This is a genomic window from Aureimonas altamirensis, assembly GCF_023702225.1.
GTDB classification, from domain to species: domain Bacteria; phylum Pseudomonadota; class Alphaproteobacteria; order Rhizobiales; family Rhizobiaceae; genus Aureimonas; species Aureimonas altamirensis_B.
Window position 1 is genome coordinate 400,622 of the sequence record NZ_JAMQCO010000004.1, and the last position, 17,372, is coordinate 417,993.

Annotated in this window: 18 protein-coding genes and 1 tRNA gene; 10 read left to right on the top strand and 9 right to left on the bottom strand. The window is 55.0% G+C overall.

Annotation, left to right across the window (positions count from 1 at the left end; genetic code table 11):
- The 5 genes from NDN16_RS09415 to NDN16_RS09435 form a co-directional block, all read right to left on the bottom strand.
- Positions 1 to 846, bottom strand: a complete 846-nt coding sequence (locus NDN16_RS09415; RefSeq protein ID WP_251113356.1) for a DMT family transporter — start codon at positions 844 to 846, stop codon at positions 1 to 3.
- Positions 843 to 1,115 (bottom strand): DUF6460 domain-containing protein, encoded by a 273-nt coding sequence (locus NDN16_RS09420; protein ID WP_251113357.1) that lies wholly within the window; start codon positions 1,113 to 1,115, stop codon positions 843 to 845. Before NDN16_RS09420 ends, NDN16_RS09415 begins: the two co-directional genes overlap by 4 nt.
- 83 nt (positions 1,116 to 1,198) lie before the next feature.
- The gene (locus NDN16_RS09425; protein WP_251113358.1) at positions 1,199 to 2,839 is read right to left on the bottom strand and encodes a cisplatin damage response ATP-dependent DNA ligase; all 1,641 of its coding nucleotides are present in this window, start codon (positions 2,837 to 2,839) and stop codon (positions 1,199 to 1,201) included.
- 12 nt (positions 2,840 to 2,851) lie between these two features.
- The gene (locus NDN16_RS09430; RefSeq protein ID WP_285292540.1) at positions 2,852 to 3,658 is read right to left on the bottom strand and encodes an exonuclease domain-containing protein; all 807 of its coding nucleotides are present in this window, start codon (positions 3,656 to 3,658) and stop codon (positions 2,852 to 2,854) included.
- A 64-nt stretch (positions 3,659 to 3,722) separates the two neighbouring features.
- Positions 3,723 to 4,655, bottom strand: a complete 933-nt coding sequence (locus tag NDN16_RS09435; protein WP_251113360.1) for a hypothetical protein — start codon at positions 4,653 to 4,655, stop codon at positions 3,723 to 3,725.
- A 241-nt stretch (positions 4,656 to 4,896) separates the two neighbouring features.
- Here NDN16_RS09435 and NDN16_RS09440 point away from each other — a divergent pair, with 241 nt between their 5' ends.
- Both NDN16_RS09440 and NDN16_RS09445 read left to right on the top strand, forming a co-directional pair.
- Entirely contained in the window at positions 4,897 to 5,859 is a 963-nt protein-coding gene (locus NDN16_RS09440; RefSeq protein WP_251113361.1) for an NAD(P)H-dependent flavin oxidoreductase, read from the top strand.
- Between the two features lie 84 nt (positions 5,860 to 5,943).
- Positions 5,944 to 6,019: transfer RNA gene (locus NDN16_RS09445), tRNA-Thr, on the top strand.
- Between the two features lie 85 nt (positions 6,020 to 6,104).
- On the opposite strand, the gene NDN16_RS09450 is transcribed toward NDN16_RS09445, so the two are convergent.
- The 4 genes from NDN16_RS09450 to NDN16_RS09465 form a co-directional block, all read right to left on the bottom strand.
- A complete protein-coding gene (locus NDN16_RS09450) occupies positions 6,105 to 7,217 on the bottom strand; it encodes a site-specific integrase (RefSeq protein WP_251113362.1) in 1,113 nt (370 codons plus the stop codon).
- Between the two features lie 336 nt (positions 7,218 to 7,553).
- The gene (locus tag NDN16_RS20940; protein WP_285292541.1) at positions 7,554 to 7,685 is read right to left on the bottom strand and encodes a hypothetical protein; all 132 of its coding nucleotides are present in this window, start codon (positions 7,683 to 7,685) and stop codon (positions 7,554 to 7,556) included.
- A complete protein-coding gene (locus tag NDN16_RS09455) occupies positions 7,682 to 8,203 on the bottom strand; it encodes an HNH endonuclease signature motif containing protein (RefSeq protein WP_251113363.1) in 522 nt (173 codons plus the stop codon). Before NDN16_RS09455 ends, NDN16_RS20940 begins: the two co-directional genes overlap by 4 nt.
- Before the next feature lie 565 nt (positions 8,204 to 8,768).
- Entirely contained in the window at positions 8,769 to 9,782 is a 1,014-nt protein-coding gene (locus NDN16_RS09465) for a hypothetical protein (RefSeq protein WP_251113365.1), read from the bottom strand.
- Positions 9,783 to 10,781: 999 nt separating this feature from the next.
- On the opposite strand from NDN16_RS09465, the gene NDN16_RS09470 reads away from it, so the two are divergent.
- From NDN16_RS09470 to NDN16_RS09500, 8 genes are all read left to right on the top strand, one after another.
- Positions 10,782 to 11,393 (top strand): hypothetical protein, encoded by a 612-nt coding sequence (locus NDN16_RS09470; protein ID WP_251113366.1) that lies wholly within the window; start codon positions 10,782 to 10,784, stop codon positions 11,391 to 11,393.
- A gap of 146 nt (positions 11,394 to 11,539) precedes the next feature.
- Positions 11,540 to 11,812, top strand: a complete 273-nt coding sequence (locus tag NDN16_RS09475; RefSeq protein WP_251113367.1) for a hypothetical protein — start codon at positions 11,540 to 11,542, stop codon at positions 11,810 to 11,812.
- Between the two features lie 403 nt (positions 11,813 to 12,215).
- Positions 12,216 to 12,515, top strand: a complete 300-nt coding sequence (locus tag NDN16_RS21095; RefSeq protein WP_353050209.1) for an HNH endonuclease — start codon at positions 12,216 to 12,218, stop codon at positions 12,513 to 12,515.
- 8 nt (positions 12,516 to 12,523) lie between these two features.
- Positions 12,524 to 13,006: an HNH endonuclease gene (locus NDN16_RS09480; protein WP_251113368.1), complete on the top strand. Its 483-nt coding sequence runs from the start codon at positions 12,524 to 12,526 to the stop codon at positions 13,004 to 13,006.
- Positions 13,007 to 13,170: 164 nt separating this feature from the next.
- Complete coding sequence (locus NDN16_RS09485) at positions 13,171 to 13,599, top strand: hypothetical protein (RefSeq protein WP_251113369.1); 429 nt, start codon at positions 13,171 to 13,173, stop codon at positions 13,597 to 13,599.
- A 36-nt stretch (positions 13,600 to 13,635) separates the two neighbouring features.
- Positions 13,636 to 14,136: an HNH endonuclease gene (locus NDN16_RS09490; protein ID WP_251113370.1), complete on the top strand. Its 501-nt coding sequence runs from the start codon at positions 13,636 to 13,638 to the stop codon at positions 14,134 to 14,136.
- A complete protein-coding gene (locus NDN16_RS09495; RefSeq protein ID WP_251113371.1) occupies positions 14,114 to 15,658 on the top strand; it encodes a terminase large subunit in 1,545 nt (514 codons plus the stop codon). Before NDN16_RS09490 ends, NDN16_RS09495 begins: the two co-directional genes overlap by 23 nt.
- Before the next feature lie 44 nt (positions 15,659 to 15,702).
- Positions 15,703 to 17,352, top strand: coding sequence for a phage major capsid protein (locus NDN16_RS09500; protein ID WP_251113372.1), 1,650 nt, complete (start codon positions 15,703 to 15,705; stop codon positions 17,350 to 17,352).
- Positions 17,353 to 17,372: the final 20 nt, after the last annotated feature.

Below are 17,372 nucleotides of genomic sequence, written 5' to 3' on the forward strand. Positions count from 1 at the left end.
CTACTTGGCGGCCCGCAGCAGGAGAACGCCCATCAGCGTCACGAAGGACGAGGTTATGCGCCGCCAATCCATCCGCTCGCGCAGGATGAAGGTACCGATCAGGATCGCGAAGACGATGGAAACCTCGCGAAGGGCGGACACCATGGCGATGGGCGCCTGCGAGAATGCCCACGTCACCAGCGCGTAAGCGACGAACGAGACAGGGCCGCCGATCAGCAGCGCGCGTCGGCCGGTGGTGAAGCTGTTGCGGATCGCGGGTGGATGCCGCCACCCGATATAGGCCGCCAGTAATAGCGCGTTCAGCGTGGCGGATGCGCCGTAGAAGGCGAAGCTGTTGCCGGCCAGGCGTGCGCCGACGCCGTCGTTCAGCGAATAGGTGGCGATGATGACGCTGGTGGCCAGGGCCCAGAACAGGCCGGCGCGCGTCAGGCGACGGCCGCCCCGGCCGGCGAAGACGAGGCTCATGACCCCGCAGGCGATCACCATGACGGAGGCCGTCTGCAGCGGCGACAGCACCTCGCCCACGAGCATTGTGCCGGCAACGGCCGTGATGACGGGCGCGGCGCCCCGAGCGATGGGATAGACCTGCGTGAAGTCCGCGGCGCGATAGGCGTTCAGCAGGCAGACGAAATAGAAGGTGTGGATCAACGCGGACGTCGCCACGTACGGCCAGCTTTCAGCCGCAGGAAGACCGGCAGCCAGAAGGCACGCCAGCGCCAGCGGCACCCCGCCGACGGAAACGCCGAGCGCCCCGGCATACTTGTCGCTCTGCGTCTTCAGGAGGGCATTCCACAGCGCATGAAGAAGCGCCGCAAGGATGACCGCCGTGAAGACGAGCGGCGTCATGACCGTTTGCCCATCTTGGCAAGCCGCGAAATCAGGAAGATCGGCACCACGATCACCGCGCCGAGAAGGAAATAGTCGATGGCGCGATTGAGCGAGCCGAAGACGGAGTTCCAGAGATAGCGCCCGAAATCGACGACCCAGTCGACGATTTCCACCGGCCGTATGTCGAACCAGCTCATCAGGATGCCGACAAGCAGCGACAGGATCGCCAGCCGCACGATGACGGACAGGGGCGATCCACCCAGAAAATTGGAAACTGAACCCGGCATCGGCACCCTCGTCTGTCTGTTCGACCTCACTTATGCGTGCCTTGCGGCAGAGGCAAGGCGGTCTGCCGCCCGACCGCTCGTCATCATGGCAGCATCGCCTGCAGCGTATCCAGCCGGTCGGCCTCGAAGGCAGGCTTGTCCCAGCGCAGGCGCGAGACGCGCGGAAAGCGCATGGCGACGCCCGAGCGATGCCGCGCCGACTTCTGCAGGCCTTCGAAGGCGACCTCGATGACGAGGCCGTGGTCGGGCTCAGCCCGGACGGATCGCACCGGGCCGAAGCGTTCTATCGTATTGTCGCGGATGTATTTGTCGAGCTGGCGCAACTCTTCGTCGGTGAAGCCGAAATAGGCCTTGCCCACGGGCACCAGTTCCGGCGCGTCCTCAGGGCCCGTCCAGACGCCGAACGTGTAGTCAGAGTAGTAGCTGGACCGTTTGCCGTGGCCGCGTTGCGCATACATCAGCACGGCATCTATCAGGTGCGGATCGCGCTTCCATTTGAACCAGGGCCCCTTCGGTCGCCCCGGCACGTAGGGCGACGTCAGTTGCTTGAGCATCAAACCCTCGATCACGCTGTGCGGCGGCTGAGCCCGCATCGCCGCCAACTCGTCGAGGCTCCGGTAGGACACCTGCGGCGACAGGTCGAAACGCGTCGGCTCCAGATCGTCGAGGAATGCCTCCAGCCGCCGCCGCCGCTCCGTATAGGGCAGCGCCCGTATATCCTGCGCGCCATCCTGCAGCAGGTCGTAGGCACGCAGGAACACGGGATGCCGGCGCATGACGGCGGCGGACACGGTCTTGCGGTTCAGCCGCTGCTGGAGATCGGAGAAGCTTGCTGCAACGATGCCGCCGCCTTCGACCGCCGGCTCGGACGACGAGGCAGGCCGTGCGACGAGAAGCTCGCCGTCCAGCGTGCCATCATAGGTCATGTAGTCGACGAGATCCGGGAAAGAGCCGGAAATATCGTCGCCGGTGCGGGAATAGAGCCTCCGGACACCGCCATCCACCGTCGCCTGCACGCGGATGCCATCCCACTTCCACTCCGCGGCATATTCCTCCGGCCGGATGCGGGCCTGGTCGCCGTCCTCCAGCGGCTGCGACAGCATCACGGGCCGGAACGGCGCGCGTGCCGCCGAGGCCGGCTTGTCGGCCTTCCCCTCCAGCCACGCGAACAGATCCTCGTAGGGCGGCGCCAGCCCGTGCCACAATTCCTCGATCTCGGCGACGTCGCGGGCGCCGAAATCGGCCAGCGCCTGCTTGGCCAGCCGCGAAGAAACGCCGATGCGCAACGATCCGGTGACGAGCTTCAGCAAGGCATAGCGCCCGGGCGATTCCAGAACGTCCAGCCACGCCTCCACCAGAAGGGGCCCTTCCGCACGGGTGGCGCCGTCCAGCGCCTGGATCACCTGTGCCAGGCCCGGGCGCGCGGGTGCACCGGACATCCCGGCCGGTTCCCGTTCGGGCCAGGCGAGGGCGATGGTTTCCGCCAGGTCTCCGACATAATCGTAGGAATAGCCGAACAGCACCTCGTCCATACGTTCGGTCATCAGCGCGCGCAGCATGGCGGGCTTGACGCTCCGTATGTCCAGCCCGCCGGTGATCGCGGCCAGTGCATAGCCGCGCTCAGGGTCCGGTACATGGCGGAAGTAATCGACGAGGAGGCGCAGCTTGCCGTTACGCTGCGGTGTCAGGAGCAATCGGTCGAGTAGCTCGGCGAAACGCTCCATCCCCTCGCGGCCTCAGGAGGCGATCGCGGCGATGACGGGGCCGCGTGCGATGCGCTGGAGCTGCTCGGCTTGCCGGCGCTTCAGGTGATGCCGGGCCGTGAATGCGGCGTCGGCCTCCATGTTGGGCTGCAGCACCAGCCATTCCAGGTAATCGGTGGGCACGTTCCCGAGTGCGATGCCCTTGTGCTTGCCGAAGCGGAAGCGCGCCAGGAGCGCCGGCTCCAGCGTCACATGCTCGGCGCGCTCGATGAAATCGTCGAGGCCACGGCAGAACGGCAGGAGTTGCTCGGCGATCCGTCGCATCAGGATGGCGGTGCACAGCGCGTCGTACAGCGCGCGGTGGGGATGCAGCCCCTCCAGCTGGTGCTGCACTTCCGACAGGTCCAGCGGCAGATATTTGACCAGAGACTGCAGGCCATGCGACCGCACGTCCGGAAACGCGCGCAGGGCCAATTTGTAGGTGCAGAACCAGCGTCCGGTGAAGCGCAGCCGGTCGCGATCGAAGCTGGCGCGCTGCGCGGCATAGGTCTCGACCCCTTTCATGAAGGGGCCCGCCGCCTCGGCAAAGGGCGGCGCGCCGGCGAGCATGTCGTCGGTGATACGGTGCACCCGCCGCGCATGTTCGGTGATGACGACGCCACCCGGATCCGCCAGGCTCTGCATGGGGTTGAAGATCCGCCCGGACGCAAGGTCGAGATCCACGGAGCCGATTTCGATCACGGCATCTTCGGCCGCGCGCGGCTGGCCGGCCGTCTCCGTATCGATCACCCGGACCACGGGGTTGCCCGGCTCGGCGAACAGCGACAGCGTCTTTTGCAAGGCGGGGAACAACTCTTCCATCGCCTCACAAAATGGGGGGATGCCGACGCGAAGGCAAGTGGATTCAGCCTCCTACGGTCAAGGCCCAGAAGAATGTCGGATCTTCCTGTTCGAAGCCGCGCTGCTCGCTCGAAAAGACGTAGAGGCGGCCGTTGCCTGCCGTCGCCAGGCCGACGACGTTGCCGAAATTGTCGTTGCCGGCATTGGCCGGATTGGCCGAATCGTACTGTCGCTCTTCCTGGTCGGCCAGGAAGTTACGGCCGATGACGGCGGAGAAGCCGTCGGTCAGCGGCCGCAATTCGGCGCGGAGGCGCTCGCCCGTGGTCTTCTCCAGAAGCAGGCCGCCGCCCTCCAGCGCCGAAACGGAGCAGGTGTGGTTGCCGACCAGCTTGGCCGGTTCGTTCAGGAAGCCATAGTAATAGACCGAGCATGGCACCTTGCCCTGCATCGCATCGCGCGGCGCGGCAAGCGTATCGGACGGCGTTCCGGCCACCAGTTCGCTGAAGGACAGAGCGACGTCGCGCACCCGGTCCACGTCGGCGATGCCCGTGCCTTCCGGATGTTCGAGAATGGTCTGCGCGATCACCTGCGGCAACCGTGTGACCTTGCGTTGGTCGTCCGCATCCAGCAGCGACAGGGTCGATTCGCATTCCTCCGTGCATTGGCCGCCGAACGGAGCGACGACGCCCGCCCCTGTCCCGCGATCGACACGCGCCGACTTGCCCGTTTCTTCGGCCAGGCCGGGCGCTTCACTGGTGGCAAGGTCGAGCGGCGCGCTGACTTCAGCCGTCCTGGCTTGCTTGTCGAAAACGCAGACCACGGAACGGACGTTGGCCAAGCCTTTTTCCATGCCTGTCATCAGCGCGTATCCGTAGGTCTCGGAGCCGAAGGGATCGACGACGATGGCCGGCGTCTCGATCAGTTCCTCGCCCTTCGTCAGACATGCCTTGCGGACGTCGGCACGGAATTCGTCCCATGCCTCCTCGCTTGCTGCCATCGCCGCTCCAGCGCTTACGGCGCCACACGCCAATGCGCCGGCAAAGACTGCGGTGCGAAGGCTTCGCCCGTGAAACCTGAAACTCATGAGACCTGTCCCCTCTGTCACCTGCCCGACAGAAACCTTGGCCGGGATCGACGGTTCCAGGTTTGACCATGCGAGAAGGGCAAAGTCTTGACCTTTCCGGCTCCGCCCGCTTTGGTGGCCCCGCCATTTACGTTTACGTCAATCGGGAGGAAAGATGTCACTGCCGGCCATCATGCAGACGCTGAGGTTGCCCGTCATCGGCGCACCGCTGTTCATCATATCCAATCCGCGGCTGGTTCTGGCGCAGGTGACATCCGGCATCGTCGGTGCGTTTCCGGCGCTGAATGCCAGGCCGGAGGCCTTGCTGGACGATTGGCTCGGCGAGATCGCCGAGGGGATCGCCTCCCATGATGCCGCCAATCCCGACCGGCGCGCCGCCCCATTCGCCGTCAACCAGATCGTCCATCGCTCCAATACGCGGCTGGATCGCGATCTGGCCCTGTGCGTCCGGCACCGCGTGCCCATCGTCATCACGTCGCTCGGCGCCGTGGAAGAGGTCAACCAGGCCGTACATAGCTATGGCGGCATCGTGCTGCACGACGTGATCAACGACCGCTTCGCGCACAAGGCGGTGGAAAAGGGCGCCGATGGCCTGATCGCGGTTGCGGCGGGCGCCGGCGGCCATGCGGGACAGCTTTCGCCGTTTGCGCTGGTGCAGGAGATTCGCCGCTGGTTCGACGGGCCGCTCTTCCTGTCCGGCGCGATCGCCACCGGCGGCGCGGTGCTGGCGGCACAGGCCATGGGCGCGGACGGCGCCTATATCGGCTCCGCCTTCATCGCGACGGAAGAGGCCAACGCGTCCGATGCCTACCGGCAGGCAGTCGTCGACGCCCGTGCGGGCGACATCGTCTATTCCAGCTATTTCACCGGCGTGTCCGGCAATTACCTTCGGACATCCATCGAGGCGGCCGGAATGGATCCGGACAATCTGCCTGAAGCGGACAAAAGCAAGATGGATTTCGGTGCGGCGGCAGGCGGCGACAAGGCAAAGGCCTGGAAGGATATCTGGGGCGCGGGCCAGGGTGTCGGAGCGGTCGATGCGGTCGTGCCCGCCGCCCGGCTGGTGGACAGGCTGGCCGATGAATACGAGGCCGCGCGTCGGCGGCTGGCGCTTTAGGGAGGCTCGCAAGCCTGTTTCGCAAAATAAGGCTTGAACGGCGCCCGGATGGGATGTATCAGGGCGCCGTTCCTACAGGAACCAGCCGCTTTAGCTCAGTTGGTAGAGCACATCATTCGTAATGATGGGGTCAGGTGTTCGAGTCACCTAAGCGGCACCAACAAAATCAGGCACTTAGCCGGTTTTTAGAGCTTCCTGAAAACAGCTTCCGCACAGAAACCGCACAGATTGGGTTGTGTTTGGCCTTATGCGGCCTTCTTTTTCGAGCCGCCACCAAGGCGAGTCGAGGCGATTGACTGTTGGTGATCCGGGTGGTGATGCCCGTACACGTCTTCCAACATCTGCATTGTCATGCCAGCGAAACCGGCAATCTCATTCATCGGTACTCCGGCCTGCATCTGCCACGTAACAGCCGTGTGGCGTAGGCAGTGCGGGACAACATCGGCATCGAGCCGTGCGCCTTCCCTTGCGGCCCTGAAGGACGATTCCAGCCGATCAATTGGCTTGCCGTGGTAATGCACGACATAGGGAATTCCCTTGTCGATACGCTGCCAACGTTCCAGATGGGCAAGCAGGCGTTGCGGTATACGGATCGCAGGACGGCGCTTTTTGGATTCTTCCTCCGCAGCACTCCGGCGATACATGACGCCATTGGCAAGATCGATATGGCCTCCGGTATCGTTGGCCTGCCACTGCAAACCCAAAATGGCCCGGTGGCGTGTCCCGGTGTAAAGGCCAATCAGGATGAAGCGGGCCAGATGCCGACGCTTTTGCTTCTTCGCAATCGTCCGGTCCCGCCAGACAGCCCATATCAGCCGGGCAGCTTCATCACGAGTTAGCCAACGTTCCCGCGAACGGGATTTCTTCGGCAAGGTCACGACCGTATCGGCTTTGAGTCCGTATTCTTTTTTGTAGAAATTCACGGCAGCTTGCAGGATCGCCAAATCGCGGCGGGCACCGGAATCGGTTCCCCTCGCCTTCGTGAACTCCCGGCACTTCGGACCTAGAATTTGATCCGGTGTCATGTCGCCCCAAAAGTCATTGAGCCTGCCGATCATGGCGTCAAACTCGCGCATCTTCGGCGGCTTGTCTTTGCCAGTGGGACGGGTTTCAGGTGGGTATTTTTCATCGCGATATGCCATGAGGATATCGGCAATCAGCACTTCAGACGCGGCGGCATTCGGCTTAACCGGGTTATGCGACCGCGCCAGATATTGGGCTAGTTTCTGTTGGGCTAGTTCAACGTCGCCTTCAGAATATCCCGTGCGTTCAAACTTTGCGCCATCGCGGATGACCCATGTTTTCCGGCCCTCTCTTTCGAGCAGCACGAGCCTTGCGGGCTTTTTTGGACGCGACATTTTTCTAGCATCTCCGAAATTGCGTTGCGGGTTACGAAATCTTTGTTGGCGATACGAATCGCCTCCAAATTACCCTTCGCTATTTCAGTGCGTAATGATGCGGGTGTCAAGCTACCAGCAAAAAATAATCGACATGCATCCTGTAGGCGTACAGGGGTTGAGTCTAAAATATCGTTTTCTGAAATTTCCTTTTTGCACATGGGACTCCTATTCCGGGTTGTTCGGTTGCGAACTCTCCTATTCAGTTGTTGGGGAACACGACAAAGGCGGCACGAGGCCGCCCCTTGATCGTTCTAAATGTATACATGAATACCGTTGCGGTTGCAACCCTATTCTTTATACAACCGCTAATATTTTTTCGACTCTGGCAACGCGGCTGGCCTCGATCTCTGCCATGGCGGCGATCTTCTGTTGCATGGCCTCGAAACGGCGATCCAGATCGATGAGAAGTTGACGGCGATCCATCATAGCGCAGCCGCTCCAACGTTGAATTCGCCATGATAGACTCTAGCGGCACCAAGGTAGGCAGCGTAGGCAGCTTCAGCGGTGGGAAACAGGCCGAGGAAATATCGCTTGCCGTCGAGGTTTACGGACGCGCCGAATGATCCCTCTGCATAGCGGTAGACGCCCTTGTAGCCAGACTTGTTGTTTTTGTAGAGGCTGCGGTTTCGAAGGTTTTCCGCTCGTGTAGCTTCGCGAAGGTTGGCCCATGCGTTATCGTCACGAATTCGGTTGATATGATCGATGCAGTCGGTAGGCCAATTACCCGTTACCATTCGCCAAGCGAGGCGATGGGCGTAATAGCTATGACCGCGTATAGCTATGACGCGATATCCCTTTGCATCCACGCTTCCGGCTACGTTACCCTTTTTGGATCGTGCGGGGCTTGTTTGCTTCCAGTGGAATTCGCCGGTTGTGGGATTGTAGGTTAGAAGCTCGTTTAATTCGGCTTGCGTAATATCGTTTTTGTTTTCTAGTTTATTCATTTGATAACCTCGTAATAGTTATTTTACGAGATTATTTAGAAATTATTGACTTTTGACTTTATTGTTGTTATAAATAGAACTGTAGGGAGTAGTTAACCCTACGGCATAACCTCCATAAGTTGTTGATGAGAAGCCCTCGCAAGATTCGTTCTGCGGGGCTTTTCTTTGTTAATCAACCAGTTGGAATTTCCAGTAAGCTTCGCCACACTTACAATTGTCTTCGTTGAAGAACTCAACAGCAATTTCGAAATCCTTGCATATCTTCAAATGATCCGCGATAGCTTGGAAAGTGTACGCATGTGCATACGATGCAGTGTCGAACTCTGTTTCACGATCATATGGCTTAATGTTCGTGAACGGTATTACCTTTATACGCCCTCCGAGACTACTGTTTTCGGTAATCTTATTAGCTATTGAATCCCAGATTCTCCGCACGTTGACGAAATCGCGTATATCGTCCTCGTCTTCGTACCTATGCCCTGCTGCTATCCTGTTTGCTTTATGGAATACGTCCCAGCAGTCTTCGGTTATTTGAATTCGTTCTGTCATATCGTTTCCCCTCGTTTTATGCGTTGTGTTCCAGTACCAGTTTCTTCTTCGGCCTGCGGATTGTCTCGATTGTTAGGTTATCCAACGATAGGTTGGCAGCGTTACCGTCCAGCGGCTTGATACGCTCTTTCGGGATATGCCCCTTGCAGAGATACCAAACGACACGAGCCGCAGACAGGCGGTTGCCGTTGTAGGTAATTGCGGGGGTTGATCCGTTGACGAATACGGGATTTCCGATTTTCCCGCTCTTGTAGCTGAAGCGTCCAGTCTCGATATCGTAGTTTACGTATTCCTCGACTCCGACAAATGCGTCATGGTTGTGTTTCATTGGTAGTTTCCTCTTTTTGGTTTCTTTGTAAATTAGTACGTAACGGCGCATGGCCTCACGGTGGGATTTCGTTTCGAAGGTTTTGCCGTCAGCCGTCACAAGGTACTTGCCCTGATGGAAGGTCATGACAGGCCAGCCCCAACCCCATTTTCTCACCCCGAACGATCTACGTAGCTCTACGGCCAGCTTGTCCTTCAGGCGGAACGCGGCACGGGCAATGATGGCTTCTAGTTTCAACTCGAAACAGGCGGCGTATTCCCCGTTGAGGTAGAGCCTGTAGCGGTTCAGTTCGGAATCCCACTTAATGCCGTCCTGAAGCTCGTCGCGGATGTAGGCTTGATCCGGCAACATGCCTAAGTCCCATGTGATCGAGCCGATCTTTACGACCTTTGCCTTCTTGCTGAAGTTCGGTTCCCGGCCATCCAGTGCCGCCTTCGATGGCTGGATCGTCATGGAAATGTCGATTGACGTTGGCACTCGCCTGTTGGTGAGGTAGGCGATGACAACGATTGTCGGAACCTTCCTCCCCGCTACCCTCACGCGATGGACATTGCGGCCAGCTTCGAGCGATCCCGCCAGTTTCCCAGCCAGCTTTGTGCGCGGTGGCGATGCCTTCCAGATGAGAAGACCCGCCTGCCCTTCCGCGAGAGTTGTAAGCCCTAGGTATTGATCGATAAATTCGGTTTCGGTTGTAGTTAACACCGGCTCCCCCGTGAATATTGTTGTTGCCTTCTATATAGATCGTATTATATGCCAACTTGTGCCTATACGGAATAATTCTCGTAATATTTTGAAAATAATTGCGAATATTGCAAGAAAAATCTGGACCGATGGGGCTCAGTCGAGGCCCTAAAATGCCCTATCTGGACCTGTTGGGGCTCAGTCAGTTTAGCGGAAAAGTGGGGAAAATGCCGCAAATGCAGCCTTTTGAGGGGTATATTCGGTTAAAATAACAATACCTAGAGACGATGTATAGATAGAGTCGTATTCAGTTTAGAACAACGCCGGCTTGCCGGAACAAACCCTACGGGGTTCAGTTAGCGATTGAGATTAGAAATTAATAACGATTCAATATTAATAACAATAGGATACGCGATGGGGTTTACCCCGGAGCGAAACGGACGGCTTGCCCGGACGTTTTACTGCTACCTTTTAGCAATTGATCGTTACCGGCAACTAAATATTTCGTTGAACCTAGGTCAGGGCTGAAGCCCTTCCCGGTTCTGCCGAAAGCTAACGCAACCTCTTGTATATTCTATTCAATGTTGGGATTGGGATTCGAGGCTAGAACTACGTCAAGAATCCTGTAGATTCCTGTATATTATATTCTACAAAATTAATATATTATTCTATATGATATTGAAGGCGTAGCCTGAAACCCGAAGGGTTCTATAACCCTACATAATCCTATAGTTTAAATATTATTGGAATTCTACAGGAATTAGATTCGTTAGCAAAAACCCTACAAGCATCCAGTAGCGATCAGTAGCTACCAGTAGTAACCAACCGTTATGATTGCCTACGGCAAGGCCTACGGCCAATCCCTAGTTGTTAATTAGCTAATTTCATGTGCGAGGGTATGGGTCCACCCTACATGACGAGCCATCGTCTATCAAGGGATCGCAAAAATCTAATTTCATTTTCAACAATATTCCATTTCTACTGTTGCTACTCTACAACATATTACAAGGATTTCCTACAATGACCTTCTTCTACACCGATTCTCCAACCGATCATCCCGAATTATTCTACAACGGTAACGAGTGGATCGTCCGCGTTCCGGCTGGCGACCGCTCCGCGTGTTTGGCCTACAGTACCGAGGAAGAAGCCCGTTTTTTCGCCGCCTTCGCTTCCGCCACTGTCAGCCCTGAAGATCGCCATCGCCACCGCATGATGCAAGATGCCGCCCGCAAGGCTACCGCAGCCAGAGAAGCCGAGGCCAAACGCGAAGCCGAGCTAGAGGAAGCCCGCCAACAGGTCCGCGCCAACAATGAGCGTGACGCCATCATGCGCAGGGCCAAAGAAACCCTGTCCGACCTTACCCAAGCGACCATGAGGGACGTATTCGATTACGATCCTGAAACCGGCCATCTAATCTGGAAAAAGCCAACCAGCCTGAAGGCCATGGTTGGGAAAGTCGCGGGCAGTTTCGTCAACGGCAACCGATACCGCATTGGCATCAACGGTAGAGTTCATTGCGGTGCCCGTCTCGTATGGCTCTGGCATCATGACGAATACCCGGACAAGGTTTTCCCAATCGATGGAAACAAGAAGAATACGAAGATCGAAAACCTAACCCTACAGAACAACTAAATAGGACGTAGCAAGGCAGCCGGTGCCTTCTGGCGATAGCAACCGGTTCGAGGTATTTGCCTTTTCCCACTTCGCGGCTTGAGAAAGTTGGCCTTGCTACAAAAGGGAAAAGGCAACAATCAATTTCAGGGAAAAGGATATTACAAATGAGTTATGAAAGAAAAAGAATCAAGGATTTTGCAGAACTAGATGGAGGCGATTTCGAGCCTAACGTTTATGTTTTCAATGTTGTCCAGTACGAACGCAATAACATCATAACGCTAAACGAAGAAGAGCTTATTGAAGCTATCGAGTTCAAGGCACGTAGGAAAGCCGAGAGAGCATTCAGGGAACAGAATTACAGTTCCCTTGGATCATTGAAAACTCAAATCGATATTACGGATAGCAGGACAGGTAAGACAAGAACGGTATCCGAATGACGCATATCAACATAACAAGCGAAATGCGCGTTCTAGGAGCCAGAGCTTTACGTGATACGATTTCAGCAACTAACCAACAGGATAGAGCCGAAGCCGTCTTTAAAGCTATGTTGGAAGAAGCACTAAGGGAAAAGAAATAAATAAGAATAGCAGGCCATCGGAAAATTCCGGGAAGAAACGACCGATACGACGATACCTTATATAAGTCTTGGCTGGAAACAGTCGGCCTGCTAAACCAATAACGATAGGCATTCTAGCCTTTTACAGAACGGGCATTCCTTTTTGAGTGCCTATCGTTACCAAACAAAGGATTCAAACAATGACCGATTTGCTAATTGGATTTTTCATCGTGATATTCTTCCTTGCCCTAATCGGCATGGCGATCAATGGCGTCAAGGGTTGAATGCTATTCAATAAGAAAGCACCAGCACCCGGTTATCGCATTCCCGGCAAGGCAGGATCAACAATAAGGCGCAAGCGATTAGACAAGAGTCCGCTTTGCGTAATTTGCGAATCTAAAGGCTACGTAACCGAAGCCGAAGTTGTCGATCATATCCAGCCTCTAGCATTGGGTGGCAGTGATATCGATTCAAACTGTAGATCGCTATGCAATGAATGCCACGATCAAGTTACGAGAGAGCAATTCGGTTACAAGAAGCGATTGATATTTGACGAAACGGGATATCCGATTAACGATGAATAGGGAGCTTAATGCTAACGCAAGAGAGATTATTTCAGGAATTATTTTATGATGAATTGAGCGGTGAATTCTGGTGGAATAAGCCAGCACCACGAAGAGATATTTCAAAGCCCGCAGGTCACTACGATGATCGTGGTTACGTTCGGATCACCATCGACGGGACAAAGCATTACGGCCACAGGCTAGCAGTCCTCTACATGACGGGCTCAATGCCAGCCGAACACGTTGACCATATCAATCACGATAAGGGTGACAACAGTTGGACTAACCTACGCCTAGCTACACCAGCACAGAACCAGTGGAACCAAGGCAGCAAGGCTACCAACACCAGCGGATACAAAGGCGTCAGAGCCAAGGGCAACCGCTACGACGCACGTATCAGGGTCAACGGTAAGCGATACGAGTTAGGTCGATACGACACAGCCGAGGAAGCAGCCGCAGCCTACGAGGCAGCCGCATCTAAATACCACGGTGAGTACGCCAAAGTCCTCTAGTCATTTGAATGACTCAAGGCAACCATCGAAGGCCATCGAATCCTCTATAGGACTCGAACCGGGGGGTAGGTCGAAACCTTTTTTCGGCCTGTCAGTGTGACCGGTGGGGGCAATTCTTTTTATAAATCGCAACATTTTCGATAAAACATTTATAGGATATATTAATGGCCGCTAAGAAGCCAGCCGACAACGTAACGAAACTGAAGATCGTCAAAGATCAACGTCCAGATGCCCCTAGTGACCTAACCCCGTCACAGGCTCAACTATGGGATGATATCGTTGCGAACGAGGCAGTATCCTTCTTCCAAACAACCGCATGTCAGGTCTTACTCAAAGAATTTTGCCGCCACACCACAACGGCCAACCATCTAGCCCAAGCCATCGAAGAAATCGAAGAAACCGGCTTTGCGGATGAAGATTCTTTCAAAACCTACCATAAGCTTCTTACCATGCGCGATAAAGAAACCCGCGCAATCTCCGACAAAGCCACCAAGCTCCGTATATCAAATCAGGCCCGCTATGATGCCAAAACAGCCTCTACAGCCGCCAATAGTGCATCCGCAGCTACCCGCAAACCGTGGGAGACTGGATGACAAGAGGTACCCAAATCCAATTGACATAGGAGATTAATGAGAAACGATATTTCAGCAAACTACGTCAGATCAATTATCGAATACGATCCTGAAACTGGCATTCTTACCCGCATCCGTAACGATGCAAGCCCAAGATACCGCAACGCCGTTCCATACAAGACCGGTTACGTTAACGCGGAAGGCTACGTTATAGTCAGTATCGACCGTAAGCCTTATATGGCGCACCGCTTAGCCTACCTTATCATGACAGGCGAGTGGCCGGACGAATGTATTGATCATGTTAATCATGATAAGGCCGATAACCGTTGGAGCAATATTCGCCCCGCAACCTTGGAACAAAATTGTTGGAATAAGAAACCCAACAAGCGAAATACGACAGGTTTCAAGGGTGTAACAGCTTGCGGTGACGCTTTCAAAGCGTTGATCCGTATCAATGGCAAAGCAATTTACCTAGGCCGCTTCAAAACAGTTGAGGAAGCTGGCGAAGCCTACCGATTAGCCTCCATAGCACACCATGGCGAGTACAGTTGTGCCTAGTCGCGGTGAACGCAACGTTGCATGGATCGAGAATTATTGCCGCGTTCCAAGCGGTATGAATGCCGGAAAGCCAGTTGAATTACGTGACTGGCAGAAGGATTGCATCAAAGCGATATACGATAATCCGAATGCCACACGCCGAGCGATCCTTTCGTTCGGTAGAAAGAACGGCAAAACCGCAATCTCCGCATGGTTGATGCTATTGCACCTATGCGGCCCTGAAGCGGTCCAGAATGGCGAGCTTTGTTCGAGTGCCATGTCCCGCGAACAAGCTGGCATCCTCTACAAGCTGGCACGTGCGACCGTCCTACAATCCCCCGACCTGAAATCCGAAATCACGATCAAGGATACCGCGAAGAAGCTGGAATGCCGTGACCTTGGCACCGTCTACGAAGCCCTATCCAAAGATGCATCTACAGCCGTTGGCCGTTCCCCGGTCTTCTTAATTCACGACGAGTTAGGACAGGTTCGCGGCCCCCGCTACGAGCTATTCGAAAACCTTGAGTCCGGCATGGGAGCGCACGAGAATCCGCTTTCGATCATCATTTCCACACAGGCACCCAACCCAACCGATCTACTATCCGTATTGATCGATGACGCCCTTGCCGATGCCGATCCGCGCACGGTCCTATGCCTCTACACCGCACCGATTGAAGCCGATCCGTTCGCAGAGGAAACGATTAAGCTTGCCAATCCAGCATATGGCGACTTCCAGAACGCGAAGGAAACGATGGCACAGGCCAAGGCCGCAGAACGTATGCCATCCGCACAAGCTGCCTTCCGTAACCTTCACCTAAACCAGCGTGTCGAAATGGACTCCGCGTTCGTCTCAATCGACGTATGGCGTAGAAACAGCACCGTGCCGTTGCCACTGGATGGCATCGTATTCGGTGGCCTTGATCTTTCCACGTCCAACGATCTTACCGCACTGGTTTACGGCCAGTGGGCAGAATCCAAGTTTCAGGTAGAGCCGCATTTCTGGTTGCCGAAGGAAGTTCTAGACGAGCGATCCCGCACACAGAAACAGCCGTATACCCTATGGGCCGAACAAGGCTACCTTCATACGACGCCATCAAAGAGCATCGATTTCGACTTCATCGCGCATCGCCTTTTCGAAGACAGCAAGAACCTAAATTTCGGTCGCATCAACTACGACAGGGCCTATTGGCCGTCACTTCGCGGTGCCTTGATCCGTGCCGGATTTACCGAAGGCCAGGTTGAAGGCGACAGGGCAATCTTCCAGCCGCACGGCCAAGGCTTCATGAGCATGTCGCCTGCCCTACTCGATCTAGAAGCCGATCTAATCGAAGGCCGCGTAGCACATGGCAACCATCCGGTTTTGAACATGTGCGCGATCAACAGCCGCGTGACGTTCGATCCGGCAGGCAATCGCAAGCTCGATAAGCAAAAGGCTACCGGCAAGATCGACGGCATGGTCGCGTTGATGATGGCTAGAGCCGCAGCCGGTTCGCACCATGAGAAGAAGAAAGCAGCCGCAAAATTCTTCACACTTTCAAGATGATCTAAATAGGGAAAGAACTAAATACTATACTACGAAGGACTATAATGGATCGTGCTTATTCCCTATTGGAAGTGAAATCATTTGACAATGTAAGAAGAATTTTCCGAGGCATCGCAACAACTCCACACGTTGATAGAGTTGGCGATATCGTTGATCCTTTAGGCGCACAGTTCGAAGCTGAAATTCCGCTTCTTTGGGCGCACGATCAAACGAAACCAATCGGTGTTGTAAAGCTATCAAATCCGACAGCTTCAGGCATCGAGTTCGAAGCCGAAATCTACGACATTCCCGAAGCCGGGACTGTTAAAGATCGCCTCGATGAAGCATGGCATAGCGTCAAGCATAAGCTTGCCCGTGCCGTTTCAATCGGCTTCTCCCCCATAAAGTTTGAGCCATTAGCTTCCGGTGGTCGCCGCTTTCTAAAATACGCGATCAACGAACTAAGCGTTGTAACGATTCCGGCCAATGCCAACGCTACAATTAGCCTAGTGAAATCTATTGATAATGAAATCCTCGCCGCCGCGTCAGGCAATATAGAGGATGAAGATATTTCTGCTGGCGTTTCAGCAACAAAAAACAATAATAAAAAAGGAAATTCAATGAAAACATTTGCTGAATTGAGATCAGAATTAGAAACAAAACATCTCAATAACAAGACAGCCAACGACGAGCTTCTAACCAAGAGTCTTGAAGAAGGCAGAACATTCACTAACGAAGAAAAAAGCCTATTCGATGGTCGCGTAGCCGACAACAAGGAAATTGCGGATCACATTGCACGTATCGATGCATCCGAAGCTGAAAGCGTTTCCAAGGCTCTTCCAATTGCCGGTAACACTGCTGCCGAAGCAACTGCAACTCGTAACCGTCAAGCAATCGTCGTTAAGGGCGATAACCTTCCAAAGGGTACTCGTTTCGCACGTTATGCCGCTTGTATGGCAGCTAGTAACGGTAATCGTTTCGAAGCTCTACAGGTTGCTAAGCAATTCAAGGATACGCCAGAAGTCGAAACAGTTCTAAAGGCTGCGGTCGATGCTGGTACTACAACAAATCCTGAATGGGCTGGTAATCTAGTTGAATACCAAACTATGCAGAACGAGTTCATCGAGCTTCTACGTCCTGAAACAATCCTAGGAAATCTAAACGGTTTCCGTAGAGTGCCATTCAATATCCGTATGATCGGGCAAACTGCCGGTTCAAGCGTAAATTGGGTTGGTGAAGGTCAAGCGAAGCCAGTTTCTCCATTGGCATTCGATGCTAAGCAACTTGGTTTTGCCAAGCTAGCCGGTATCGTTGTCGTAACGGACGAACTTGCTAAGTTCTCAAACCCAGCGGTAACGAACATCATCACACAAGATATGGTCGAAACTGTTGCCCGCTTCCTAGACGACGCATTCTTGAATCCAGCCCATGCCGGTAGCCAGATTTCACCTGCCAGCGTAACGAACGGTGTTACACCAATCGCCGCTTCAGGTACTTCAGCCGACAACCTAAAGGCAGATATCCAAAGAGTGTTTGCGCAGTTCCTTGCACAACACCAATCGGTAGCAGGAAGCTACTGGATCATGTCCGCACAACAGGCTCTTGCAGTTTCCATGTTGCAGAACCCTCTTGGTAACGCGGAATTCCCATCAATCACAATGACAGGCGGAACCCTATTCGGTCTTCCAGTGATCGTGTCCCATGGAGTGGTGTAGCTGGATTTCATAGCCATCGG

Coding starts and splice junctions, on each gene's coding strand:
- NDN16_RS09495 (WP_251113371.1), top strand. CDS start 14,114: ATGGCGAGTACAGTTGTGCCTAGTCGCGGTGAACGCAACGTTGCATGG.
- NDN16_RS09420 (WP_251113357.1), bottom strand. CDS start 1,115: ATGCCGGGTTCAGTTTCCAATTTTCTGGGTGGATCGCCCCTGTCCGTC.
- NDN16_RS09475 (WP_251113367.1), top strand. CDS start 11,540: ATGAGTTATGAAAGAAAAAGAATCAAGGATTTTGCAGAACTAGATGGA.
- NDN16_RS09485 (WP_251113369.1), top strand. CDS start 13,171: ATGGCCGCTAAGAAGCCAGCCGACAACGTAACGAAACTGAAGATCGTC.
- NDN16_RS09490 (WP_251113370.1), top strand. CDS start 13,636: ATGAGAAACGATATTTCAGCAAACTACGTCAGATCAATTATCGAATAC.
- NDN16_RS09440 (WP_251113361.1), top strand. CDS start 4,897: ATGTCACTGCCGGCCATCATGCAGACGCTGAGGTTGCCCGTCATCGGC.
- NDN16_RS09470 (WP_251113366.1), top strand. CDS start 10,782: ATGACCTTCTTCTACACCGATTCTCCAACCGATCATCCCGAATTATTC.
- NDN16_RS09435 (WP_251113360.1), bottom strand. CDS start 4,655: ATGGCAGCAAGCGAGGAGGCATGGGACGAATTCCGTGCCGACGTCCGC.
- NDN16_RS09415 (WP_251113356.1), bottom strand. CDS start 846: ATGACGCCGCTCGTCTTCACGGCGGTCATCCTTGCGGCGCTTCTTCAT.
- NDN16_RS09425 (WP_251113358.1), bottom strand. CDS start 2,839: ATGGAGCGTTTCGCCGAGCTACTCGACCGATTGCTCCTGACACCGCAG.
- NDN16_RS09500 (WP_251113372.1), top strand. CDS start 15,703: ATGGATCGTGCTTATTCCCTATTGGAAGTGAAATCATTTGACAATGTA.
- NDN16_RS09450 (WP_251113362.1), bottom strand. CDS start 7,217: ATGTCGCGTCCAAAAAAGCCCGCAAGGCTCGTGCTGCTCGAAAGAGAG.
- NDN16_RS20940 (WP_285292541.1), bottom strand. CDS start 7,685: ATGATGGATCGCCGTCAACTTCTCATCGATCTGGATCGCCGTTTCGAG.
- NDN16_RS21095 (WP_353050209.1), top strand. CDS start 12,216: ATGCTATTCAATAAGAAAGCACCAGCACCCGGTTATCGCATTCCCGGC.
- NDN16_RS09480 (WP_251113368.1), top strand. CDS start 12,524: ATGCTAACGCAAGAGAGATTATTTCAGGAATTATTTTATGATGAATTG.
- NDN16_RS09455 (WP_251113363.1), bottom strand. CDS start 8,203: ATGAATAAACTAGAAAACAAAAACGATATTACGCAAGCCGAATTAAAC.